The following is a 12,338-nucleotide window of genomic DNA, read 5'->3' as shown; positions in this document are numbered from 1 at the left end:
GGAATATTCAGGACAATGGGGAGATCATCGATGATTTCCGTAGTACGGAAGCCATTGTCGATACATGCGGTATAAATAAAGGGCTTGAAAGCGGACCCCGGTTGTAATGTTGACTGAATCGTCCGGTTGAACTTTGTTTCTTCAAACGACCGTCCTCCGACCATAGCCAGAATGTCGCCGTTGGCATTGTCGATAGCAATGAATGCTCCCTGGATTTTCTTGTACTGGCGCACCGGTTGTCCGAAGTCGTCGAGCGTATCAGTGATAACCTCTGTGTATGTTGGGTTGTCTATAGGATAACGTCTGGCGATTCTGGCCCGGAGTGAGTCGATCTTTTTACAAAGCGATGCTTCTGCTGCTTCCTGAAGATCGACATCGAGCGATGTGAATACTTTCAAGCCGCCCGAATACAGCTTACTTTCGCCGTAACGGTCATAGATATACTGACGAACGGTTTCAGTGAAATAGGGAGCCATCCCTGGTTTTTCGACCGGAGGAGTGATAACCAGTTCTTGAGCCGACAGTGAGTCGTAGGTTATTTTGTCAATACCGGCAAACGTATAATATGAAAACAGCACTCGATTACGTGCTTGAATAGCCCGTTCAGGATGGTGGAAAGGGGAGTTCTTGCTGGGGGCTTTCAGCATGCCGATGAGAATTGCGCAATCGCTGAGATTTAGTTCCGAAACAGATTTGGAGAAGAACGCGCGGGATGCTGCTGCAACGCCATAGGCACCTCGACCAAAGTAATATTGATTGAGATACATCTCGAGGATCTCTTCCTTCGAATAGGTCCGCTCGAGCTTGATGGCCGTAAGAGCCTCTTTGAATTTCCGTTCAAAAGTCTGCTTACGGGTGAGGAAAAGCATCCTGGCGAGTTGCTGGGTTATGGTTGAAGCGCCAGCCGCGATCCGCCCCTTGAGGACATTGGATCCAGCCACCACAAAAACTCGTCGCACATCTATTCCCCAGTGGTCAAAGAACTTGCGGTCCTCTGAGGACAGAAGCACTTGAATCAGATGGTCAGGCATGTCTCGATAGGGAGTCAGAGCGCGGTTTTCACTAAAGAACTCCTTCATCAGGATACCGTTGCGATCGTACACCCGCGTCTTCAAACTGGGTTCGATATTATGAAGTTGCTCAAACGACGGCAAGTCTGATTGGTATACTCTGTAGGTCTTATATCCCAGTATCAGAGCCAAAATCAGGGACAACACGACAAGTGTTAGAAGACCCTTTCGTAGATAACCTTGGCGGAATCGCGATTGGCTTACGCTCTTATTCATAGTGCCCAATCTGTCCGTCGATTCGGGGAATCGTCAAGATAAAACAACTTCAGACTTGCTCCCAACAGGCTCAATTACTTAATTCGAAACGACTCTGCGTGCTAAGAGCAGAGTCAACCTTCGTTTGTTATATGTCGATAACTCGACAAGGATGCAATTACTTTGGAGAGAAGAACGTTGACTAATGCAGCCACAGTTGAAAGAGATTTCGAGAAACAGTGGGATATAATCTCGCGTGGAACGGTTGATCTTCTTCCGGAAGATGAGTTCAAAGCACTCATCCGGAGTTCTATCACCGAGAATCGTCCCCTAAGGGTTAAACAGGGTTTCGATCCGACTGCTCCTGATATTCACTTGGGTCATACGGTCGGTATCCGCAAGCTCAGGCAATTCCAGGAATTGGGGCACAAGATTGTCTTGATTGTCGGTGATTATACTGGTATGGTCGGGGATCCGTCAGGCCGATCGGCTACCCGTCCCCAGCTTGCCTATGATGATATAATGAAGAACGCCGAGACCTACCAGACACAGTTCTTCCGGATTCTGGACAGGTCACTGACAGAGGTGCGCTGCAACGGAGAATGGTTCAAAGAGATGAACTTCCATGAGGTCATGGGTCTGGCAATGAAGTTCACTGTTGCCAGACTGCTTGAACGGGATGATTTTGAGAAACGTTACAAGCAGGGTCTCCCGATCTCGATCCACGAGCTTTTCTATCCGTTGATGCAGGCATATGATTCTGTCGCGATCAAGGCGGATATTGAGATCGGAGGGACCGATCAGAAATTCAATCTTCTAGCCGGACGAACGATTCAGCAGGCATACGGAGTAAAGCCTCAGTGTGTTCTGACTTTACCAATATTGACCGGAACCGATGGTGAGCAGAAGATGTCAAAATCGCTCGGGAATTACATAGGTATAGATGAACCAGCCCGGGAGATTTTTGGCAAAGTCATGTCGATTCCTGATTCCTCAATATACAGCTACTTTGAGATGGTCACAGATGTTACGCTGGAGGAACTTGCGCAGATCAAGCAGCGCCTGTCCCAACCGGATATCAATCCTATGGATATCAAGAAAGAGCTGGGCGAACGTCTGACCGATATGTACAACTCTGAGGGATCGGGGAAGAAAGCACGAAGTGAGTTCGAACGTATTTTTGCCAAGGGTCAATTGCCTGACGATATGCCCGAAGCTGGATTGTCCGACCTCAAAAAATGGGAACTTGATCCGGACAAATTGTACCTTGTTGGCTTGATTGCGAAGGCCGGGTTAGCCAAGTCAAATAGCGAGGCCAGGAAACTTATTACGGCCGGAGCTGTTTCTCTCAATGGAGAGAAGACTACCGATCCGAAGTGCGAGTTTGTCCTGGCTGAGGGTGAAACGATGATTCTCAAGGTGGGTAAACGCAGGTATCTCAAACTCAACCGGTGATTGATCGGGCACTTCTGGTCGACTGACGGGTATGAGACTTTGTGATAACATTTGATGGAGTTTGGTTTGATCGATCGTAGAAAAGTCAGCATTATACTCTTGTGCTTACTTACGATTTCAGGCTGTTCGTCTGAGGTTGTTCGGCGGGACTTGGTGGAGTTACGTTCACCCCATAAAAACACTGTAGCTGATACTACCATCCAACTGACCCCGCTTAGTGAGAAGATCGACGAGAAAGCTTTTTATCTCTATTCCAATGCGGTTGTGTATGAGGCTGCCGGGTTTCTCTATCAGGCTGCCGAGAATTACCGCAAGGCGCTTGCCCATTATAGGGATTCTTACGAGATTCGTACTTCTTTGGCGCTGACTCTGTATCGGATGCAGCATTTCGACGATGCCCTCACGGCGTTGGTCCCGGTTGAACCAGAGGATAACCAGGTGTGGATGCTTCGGGGACAGATATTCCGAGCTGCGGGAGAGACGGACTCGGCGCATTTCTGCTATCAGCGTGCAGTCGCCGCGGATAGTAATGACGCAATGGCATATTCGTACCTTGTAGCTGTCTACCAGGTTCTGGGGCAGGCTGATTCCGCTGTCTGGGCCTACGAGCATTTGGCCCGGCTGAAACCGAACAATGCCCGCATTTGGTATGATCTGGGCGAATTGCAATGGGACCTTAAGCACCTAACCGAGGCAGGTCGGTCGTTCCAGCGTTCGGTGGCTATTAATGCCGATTCGTCTAACCTGTTAGCGGTGGTCAGGCTGGGCGATCTTTATACCGTGCAACGTCATTCGGATTCTGCGATTGAATGGTATCTGCACGCACTCGATCTGGCTCCGGAAGATTATCGCCTGTGGCGCAAGCTGGGTGGCACATACAATCTTCTGGGTAACCCCGAGTATGCAAAAACTTCTTATCTTCGTTCGCTTGAACTTCGCAATGACGCCACCAATATTATGACCAGGGTTTGGTTGGGGGAAACATATCTTGGTAGCGATAGCGTTGAGCAGGGACTGAAAATTGCCACCGAAGGTCTTTCGCTATCCCCTGAAAATCCAATGTTGCATCGTCTGATCTCAAGTCAATACTTGCAGATGGAACAACTTGATTCTGCTTTGGTATACGCGGTCAGCGAAATTGCTCTCACTCCAACGGACATCGACGCTAATCGCCGCCTTGCCATACTCTATTTCTACAATGATTCGATGAGCATTGCCGATTCGATTCTCAACTCGCTGGTGGAGCAAGGAGATCGAAATCCAATTAATCATCGTTTTCTGGGTCGCATAGCGCTCAGGAATGAGAATTATCTACAGGCTGCCATCGCGTTTGGGAAACTGACTGAGATAGCTGAAACCGAGGTTGACAGTTGGCTTGATCTAGCCTTTGCTTACAGGCAACAGAAGCAGCATGACAATGAAATCGAGACTTATCGATCCGGTCTTGAGCATATCACTGATGATGACGGCAAGTTGCGATTGATGTTTGGACTGGCTGTGGCTTATGAACAGTCGGGACTTTTCGACAGTGCTGTAGTGACCTTTGAAGACCTTCTGCAACGCGATCCCGACAACCATCAGGTGCTCAATTATCTCGGGTACTCCCTGGCTGATCGTGGCCTACGTCTGAATTATGCACGTGATTTGATTGTGCGAGCCGTTCAAATGGAACCCGACAACGCGGCCTATCTTGACAGTTATGGCTGGGTGAGTTACCGTCTGGGCGAATACGACAAAGCTCTGGATTATCTCAAACGTGCAGTTGTACTTGACAGTGACCCAACTATTTTCGACCATTTGGGAGACACGTACAAGGCAACCGGAGATAGCATAGCGGCCCGACAATGGTGGAACAAAGCACTCAATCTCGACCCCGACAACGAGGCGATCAAAACCAAGCTCATCGAATGAGCTATTTCGTGGACTCGTTTCCTTTACGTCCAATTTACATCATTACTGCAATTGTGGTATTACTGACAGCAATCCTTAACTGCGCTGACGTAGGCCCGCCTCCGGGCGGCGAAGAAGATAAGCTCAAACCGTACTTGCTTGGTTCGGAACCGGCCAATGGTTCGATCAATGTGGATCGCAGTGACCGGATCGTTCTCTATTTTTCGGAAACGGTGTTACCGCCCCAAACTGGCACATCGGTGTTTTTCTCGCCACGACCGGCTACCAAACCGAAGCTCAAATGGAAATCTGATCGTGTTGAGATTATCTTCGCGGACAGCTTCAAAGTTGATCAGACGTATGTTGTCTCGGTCAGTGCCAGCGTTGTCGACTTGCGCAGCAACAAACTCGACAGCGCAGGGATTATTGCTTTCAGTACCGGAGCCTATCTGGATACCGGGCGGGTTGGAGGTCGAGTGGTAGCGGGGGAAACGCCAAAGGCTGGCGTGTATGCAGCTCTGTACGACGAGACCGATTTGACTGATTCCTGTACCTATGACAGCCTCATCCCAGCCTATCTAACCAAGACAAATGCGGATGGTGATTTTTTCTTCGAGTATTTGCCGGACCGAGCGTTTCGTTTGATTGCTTTCGAGGACAAGAACCGTGACGAACTGTTTAATCCCGCTCGCGAAACTTTCGCATTGACCGACCGTCCAGTTGTTGTAGGTGGGGAGATACCGCTTGATGCCCTGCTCCTTTCGTTGACGACTCGTGATACGCTAAAGCCAGAGATTCTTTCGGTGACATATACCTCTGATCGTCTTCTGCGTGTTCGACTGTCCCGGAAGATAAAGCCCGATTGGTTGCGCGATCACCTTGATCGCGTTTTCGTAAATCCCCTGAATGACACAACGGCGATCTATCGGGCGTACTCTCTGCTTGAGGCGGATGAGGATCAAAGTTCGAGTTTCACCTTCGCTATACCAGAACTGACTGATGGCGATTATGTGCTTCACATTCAGTGTGATTCAAGCCTCGAGTCTCTTGTTTACCCCGACCTGGAAGTGAAGGAATCGGAGGATAAAACAGCTCCGCAACTTACATCATTTACACCTGACAGGAGTCCCCGGTTCGTGGCCGACCTTGAGGTGCGAATGACTTTCTCCGAACCGCTCGATACTGGTAGTATCTCACTTGAAACTTTTTTGTTGTGGCAGAAACCGGACAGCCTGATCGAGCTTCAATGGCGATGGGAAGACGCTTTCCGTCTTCGCTTTACATCGGCCGATATCCGTGAAGGGCATCGCTATCGTCTGGCGGTGGCTGAATTTGAGTTGCGCGACAGGGCTGGTAATGCTCTCGGGGATTCTTTAGGCGAACACAATTTTGCAACCGTGGACAGTGATTCACTCGGTACAATTTCAGGCGTTGTAATAAAACACGTTCCCGGGCAGGAAGCGGTCCCCGTTGTTTTGGAGTTTCGCAAGGTGGGGGAGACGAGAACCACCGCCTTGACTACGAATGAGGAGCAATTCCGCATTGATGTCCCGTCCGGTGATTATCTTATGACAGCGCTGATTGACCGGGATCACGATGGACACCCCGGGGTTGGGTCGGCCTGTCCTTTCCGTTTTGCAGAAACACGAGCAGTGCATCCCGACACTATTACCGTTCGCGCCCGTTTTGAAACGACCGGGATTGTATTCGACATAAGGTAGGTGAACCCATGTATGAATTTATGGATTATCTGGCCGTACCGAGCCAATGGCAACTATTGGTGGGTATCGCGATTATCATAACTGTCACTGTTGTGGCTGTGTTGATGGCACGGATGCTATTGTTTGTTGTAGCGCAACACCTGGCTTCCCGAACCAAAACCGATTTCGACGATAAATTGCTCGGTGCTGCTCGTCGTCCCGCTTACCTGATGGTGTATCTTCTCGGGTTCGGTTACCTTGTCCAATTTCTTCAGGACCGGGAGTTACCCTATCTCAGTGAAGCTGTATTTACAATTGTCGACGGCGTGATCTTCACGTTCGGGGTTCTTATTATCGCACACATGGCAGTCCGAGTGCTTTCGACGATGATCTCATGGTTTGGTACAAATGTCGCTTCACGCACCGAAACGAAAATTGACGATGAGTTTATGCCATTGATTGACCGGGCCGTAAAGGTCATTTTGTACGTGCTTGGTGTGCTCGTGATACTCGACCACTTCGATGTCAATATCACTGGTCTTATTACTGTCCTGGGAGTAGGTTCACTGGCCATTGCCCTGGCCGCCCAGGATACGATCGCCAACATGATTGGTGGCTTTGTGATTATGATTGATCGTCCATTCCGAACGGGAGATCGCCTTCTCCTCGACGATGGTCGCGTTTGTGATGTCTACCAAATAGGAGTGCGCTCGACCAAGTTTCAAACACGCGAGAACACTCTCATTATTGTTCCTAATGCTGAACTAACAAAATCAACCGTTCATAACTTATCTTACCCTCAAACAGAGACGAGAATCCGTGTTGATGTCGGCGTTGGATATGGAGAAGATCTTGACCAGGTACGTACTGTGATGCTTGACGAAGCTTCCAAACACACCAATATAATAGAACATCCCGCTCCTCAGTTCCGATTTCTCAATTTTGGTGACAGTGCTTTGGATGTATCGCTACGTTGTCGCGTGGCCGATGTCACTACCCAATATCGAACTGAAAGTGAGCTCCGCCAGCAGGTGCTCCGTCGTTTCCGTGTCGAAGGAATCGAGATTCCGTTCCCGCAACGAGTGGTTACCATGATTGCCGACGACAGTACAGACGATGAGTCGAAAGCATCCCATCCTGTCCTTGATGATACTCCGATTTCGCACGGAAGTGGAACGGATGATGGAGACGATGATGATGACGATTGAGTGTTTCTGCCAATGACGGATTCAACCCGCATTTACCGCTGACGCGCACGCCAGAAAGTAATGACGAATACCGACCATATCACGAGCGGCCCGATCACGCGTACGATCTTTTCTCTATCGATCCCCGTTGTACTCAACATGTTCATGGAGTTCGCACTGACCTCCACCGATTATTTCTGGGTAGGCAAACTTGGATCGACGGCGCAAGATGCTGTGACCTCATCTATGGTTGTGATCTGGACGGTCTTTGCCTTCATTTCAATCATCTGCATTGGTGTCACAGCCCTCGTTTCCCGATATATTGGGGCGCGTAATCCCGATAAGGCGGCCCACTATGCGCGACAGGGGCTGGCCCTGGCAGTCGGTATTGGGCTGACTTTTTCTCTCGCAGGTATAATTCTTACGCCATCGATGCTCAACTTTATGGACACCAGTGTGGCTACTAGTGTTCATGCTGTCCCCTATCTGCGGATTTCATTTGGAATAGCTGTGCTCTTCTTCATTCTGGACGCCATCTACGCCATATTCCGAGCCTCAGGTGATACCAGGACTCCTACCAAGGTGGGCATGGTAACTGTAGTTCTGAACATGGCTCTCGATCCACTGTTCATTTTCGGTTTGGGACCAATCCCGGCTATGGGAGTGCCAGGCGCGGCTCTGGCCACAGGTGTATCGGTTCTGGTGGGCGTTACTTGGATAACAGTGCGAATGATGCGTGGTGGACTCGGCTTTGACATCGGCCGCGTCCTGCGGGTTCCGGTGCACATCAGAGATATGCTCAAGATCATCCGCATCGGTCTCCCAATCGCAAGTCAGCAACTCGTGTTTGTGGTTGTCTATTGGTTCTTGATCAAATATGTGCATGAATTCGGTGAGGTTGCTGCGGCCGCGATGGGTATCGGTAATCGCATGGAGTCACTCTCCTACCTGACCTGTTTCGGCGTCTCCATCGCTGCCTCTACTATGGTGGGACAGAATCTCGGCGCAGGCAAACCCGATCGCGCGGCCCGTTGTGCCTGGGGAGCAACCGGGATTGCGATAGGACTCACACTGGTTACTTCGCTCTTGTTCATTCTTCTCCCACGGCAGATAGCTTCTATCTTCACCGACGATCCGGAGGTGTTGCACATCGCGGCAGACTATCTTGTCATCCTCGGCCTGTCGCAAACGGCTATGGCTATCGAGATTGTTCTTGAAGGTGCTTTTGGAGGAGCGGGGGACACGATTCCTCCTATGGTGGTCTCAGTACCCGGATCGCTCGCCCGTATTCCTATGGCCTACTTTCTGTGCTTCACGCTCGACTGGGGTATTAATGGTATCTGGTGGACCCTGACGATCACTACTCTTATCAAAGCCATTATCCTGGGTATGTGGTTCAAAATGGGCAACTGGAAGAAGAAGCAACTCTGATTGTGGTTGACCGTGACGACCAGGTCGCCTTTATTCATTGCCAATGATGTCTGTGCAGTTGTGCGCAATACAGATAGATAGGGACATGTTATGAGTCAGCGTTTTGTTAGATATCAGAAATCTTCCGAAATTGGACCTCAGTTCGGGTTTCTCAATGGTGATCTTACCGGAGGTACTATTACACCTTTAGGTAAGGCACCCTGGGACGGAGTTGAACCTGCGGGCGGTGAGTTTTCCGCAAGAGAGTTGTCCGACAAAACTTTGTTGGCACCGGTAATTCCATCGAAGATCATCTGCGTGGGATTGAACTACCATGCGCATGTCAAAGCATCGTATTCGGCTGATGAAGCCCCGGAGCGGCCGCTTCTGTTTATGAAGCCGTCTTCATCGATTATTGGTCCGGAGGCGAGGATTGTGCTTCCACCCGTTTCGGAACGTGTTGACTATGAAGCCGAACTTGGGGTCGTTATTGGCAAGACAGCCTGTAAGGTCAGTGTGGAGGAGGCAGCAAACCATATTTTTGGTTTGACCTGTGTCAATGATGTCACCGCGCGCGACCTTCAGAAACTCGACGGCCAATGGACACGGGCCAAGGGTTTTGATACGTTCTGTCCTGTTGGTCCCTGGATTGTCACAGACATCAATTATGATGACATCCTGATTGAAGGCATTCTCAACGATGAGGTCAAGCAGTCGGGACGCACTTCTCAGATGATTTTCCTTATCCCCCAGTTGATATCCTATATCTCTTCAATAATGACATTGAGCCCGGGCGATTTGATTTCCACAGGGACACCCGCCGGAATTGCTCCTATGAAGTCCGGCGATACGATTGAGGTGCGCGTCGAAAACGTAGGCACGCTTCGTAATCACATTGTCTCAACTGAAGACTGAGGTGTACAAGAAAAAGATAGACGGGTTAAGCGGAGAGACTTCTGACCGGATGACTGAACGACTTTATTATCATGATGCCGAACTGGTGGAGTTTGATGCCACCATTGCGGTGATCGGTGAGGACGAGGGCCGGTACTACACTATACTGGATCGTTCGGCATTTTACCCCACGTCAGGGGGACAGCTATTTGATACCGGCGAGCTGGCCGGTGTTGCTATTGAGGAAGTTGTCGAGACTGGCGACGATGTGATCCGTCATTTGTCATCAAGTCCTGTAGGGGGTGTGGGGCAGACGGTACACGGAGAGGTGAATCGTACACGCCGTAAGGCCAATAGCCGTAAGCACACAGCCCAGCATATACTTAGTCAGGCTTTCGTGAAATTGTTTGGATGGTCGACAGTATCGGTTCATCTCGGTGAGCAGTACGCAGCCATAGAGTTGGATCAATCTTCTGTAGCCGAGGAGCAGTTGCAAAAGTCGGAGAGTATTGCCAACGAAGTAGTCCTGGCGAATGATCCGGTGCAGATTAGGTTCCTTGAAGGAGACGAACTAAACGCCATCCCTTTGCGTAGAATCCCGAAGCGAAGTGGCCTTTTGCGAATTGTTATAACCGGCGAGTTTGATTACTCAGCCTGTGGGGGGACACATTGTCGCTCGACGGGCGAAGTGGGAATCATAAAGATCATGGGTACGGAACAAATGCGTGGACATGTGCTCGTGAAATTTCTCATTGGTCAACAGGCTTTGGCGGATTATGGGAACCGTCTGACGGTCACATCCACACTTTCGCAGAGACTGACCTGTGGAATCGGCGACCTGGTGGAGAGGGTTGACAAGCTATCGTTTGAGAATAAGGAACTCCGTCATCAACTTGGAAAGACCCAGAAGGAATTACTTCCCATTCGCGCTTCAGCTCTGGCTGAGAATGCTGTTCTTTGTGGAAAACACCGCTTGGTCGTGGACCAGGTTGATGACTTCGATTCGAAACTAACTTCCGCTCTGGTCATACAAGTGGCTGCAATCACAGGTGGAGCCGTATTTCTTATTACCGGTGAACGTTTGTTTGTAGCGACTGCATCTGAGAGCGGTCTGCATGCTGGTCAGTTGGCCAGGCAAATCGGGGTTGCGTGCGGCCTTAAGGGGGGCGGTAACGAAAGAGTGGCCCAACTGGGTACAGTGGACCGAGATTCACTGGAACGTTATCGCCAAGCTATTGAGCAAGTTGTTACCAATGCGTAATCTTAACTGGATAATGGGACTAATTGCCCTCTCTTTTGTATTGGGAGTATCAGTCCAGGCTCAAATAGGGCGTCGGGTCATTTTGGATCGGGCCGACGAATTTGAAGCAATCCATCAGGGTGGCGAATGGGTTAGTTGCGTTAATGGCGACGTAGTGTTCATCACCGAGACTGGCCGTATATACTGTGACTCGGCCAGATTTCTCACGGGCCGCTATGTAGATCTCAAAGGCAGCGTACTGGTCGATGATGCCGACTATCTACTCAGGGCCGATTCGGTCTATTACAACATTGCTACCGGACATGCTACTGCGTGGGGAGAGCACGTCGAACTCTGGTCCTATGCCGATTCGCTTTACGGAGTTGGAGTCCATGCCTTCTATGACAATGAGGCTGGATTTTTTGAAATGGAAGACCGCCCCATAATTTATTTAAAGTATCCTGACACTGCTCGCATGGTGGAGATCATTGCTGACTTCGTTCATTATCAATCGGACCAGCGTTATGCCGAGGCGAGTGGGAATGTCATCATCACTTCTCACGATTTCTCCGCCGAGGGTCCGTGTGCTGTTATGTTAATAGAAGAAGACATTCTTGATCTGTACGATAATCCGGTAGCACGGAGAAGAGAGTCGGAGATCACAGGGGATTTCATTTCGGTCGTTTTCCAGGGAGATGTTCTCAGTCGTATTGACGTGATCGATTCTGCTTTCGGAGAGTTTTCTGAGCCTATCGACAGTGCCGGAATCTACCACGATCGCTCGATCTTATCAGGAGAGAGGATTACACTCAACTTTGTCGATAATGATCTCGACAACGTTCTGTGCTACGGTCAGGCATATTCTTGGTACTTTCCGTCGTTGCGCGGAGGACGGGAGTACAATGAGAACAGTGTCTCGGGCGACACCATATATTTTCGACTTGTAGACAATAGATTGCAATCGGTGACGGTTGTGGATGGGGTGGTCGGCACTTATGTGTCCGGCACACTGCGCAGTGCCGCCGACTATGCCCTGGACGATACTTCCTTTACCGAATTAATCTTAGACAGCCTGGCTGCATTGAAGGCGGAAGAGTCGGCGGTAATAGATTCCTTGAGTGATTTGTCTGCTGTTGGCGACACTGTTGTTGTGCCGCCGATGATCACTGGTCCTGCAATCGATTCAGGCGCGGGTACAATCGAAGCGACGACGGATTCAACCGACTCTACCACTATACCGTTGTTTGTTTCTCCAGCCGACACCCTGGACCTGAAGTTTGTGGACAGTATAGAGTAC

Annotated in this window: 9 protein-coding genes; 8 read left to right on the top strand and 1 reads right to left on the bottom strand. The window is 49.9% G+C overall.

What is annotated here, in order from left to right:
* The coding region (locus KOO62_12595) for a transglycosylase domain-containing protein (GenBank protein MBU8934821.1) at positions 1–1,286 on the bottom strand (1,286 nt) is incomplete at its 3' end.
* Positions 1,287–1,463: 177 nt separating this feature from the next.
* On the opposite strand from KOO62_12595, the gene tyrS reads away from it, so the two are divergent.
* The 8 genes from tyrS to KOO62_12555 all read left to right on the top strand — a co-directional run.
* Positions 1,464–2,720, top strand: a complete 1,257-nt coding sequence (gene tyrS, locus KOO62_12590) for a tyrosine--tRNA ligase (GenBank protein ID MBU8934820.1) — start codon at positions 1,464–1,466, stop codon at positions 2,718–2,720.
* Between the two features lie 66 nt (positions 2,721–2,786).
* Entirely contained in the window at positions 2,787–4,631 is a 1,845-nt protein-coding gene (locus KOO62_12585; protein MBU8934819.1) for a tetratricopeptide repeat protein, read from the top strand.
* A gap of 53 nt (positions 4,632–4,684) precedes the next feature.
* Positions 4,685–6,331, top strand: a complete 1,647-nt coding sequence (locus KOO62_12580; protein MBU8934818.1) for an Ig-like domain-containing protein — start codon at positions 4,685–4,687, stop codon at positions 6,329–6,331.
* An 8-nt stretch (positions 6,332–6,339) separates the two neighbouring features.
* On the top strand, positions 6,340–7,518 hold the full coding sequence (locus tag KOO62_12575) for a mechanosensitive ion channel family protein (protein MBU8934817.1): 1,179 nt from the start codon (positions 6,340–6,342) through the stop codon (positions 7,516–7,518).
* A 60-nt stretch (positions 7,519–7,578) separates the two neighbouring features.
* The gene (locus tag KOO62_12570; protein MBU8934816.1) at positions 7,579–8,928 is read left to right on the top strand and encodes an MATE family efflux transporter; all 1,350 of its coding nucleotides are present in this window, start codon (positions 7,579–7,581) and stop codon (positions 8,926–8,928) included.
* Positions 8,929–9,018: 90 nt separating this feature from the next.
* On the top strand, positions 9,019–9,822 hold the full coding sequence (locus KOO62_12565) for a fumarylacetoacetate hydrolase family protein (GenBank protein MBU8934815.1): 804 nt from the start codon (positions 9,019–9,021) through the stop codon (positions 9,820–9,822).
* A 49-nt stretch (positions 9,823–9,871) separates the two neighbouring features.
* Positions 9,872–11,062 (top strand): hypothetical protein, encoded by a 1,191-nt coding sequence (locus tag KOO62_12560; protein ID MBU8934814.1) that lies wholly within the window; start codon positions 9,872–9,874, stop codon positions 11,060–11,062.
* A partial coding sequence (locus KOO62_12555; GenBank protein MBU8934813.1) for a hypothetical protein occupies positions 11,055–12,338 on the top strand: 1,284 nt, incomplete at its 3' end. The genes KOO62_12560 and KOO62_12555, both read left to right, overlap by 8 nt.

The organism is Candidatus Zixiibacteriota bacterium (assembly GCA_019038695.1).
Taxonomy (GTDB): domain Bacteria; phylum Zixibacteria; class MSB-5A5; order GN15; family FEB-12; genus B120-G9.
Note: the sequence above shows the minus strand (reverse complement) of the source record. Positions and strands in the feature narration are given on the sequence as shown.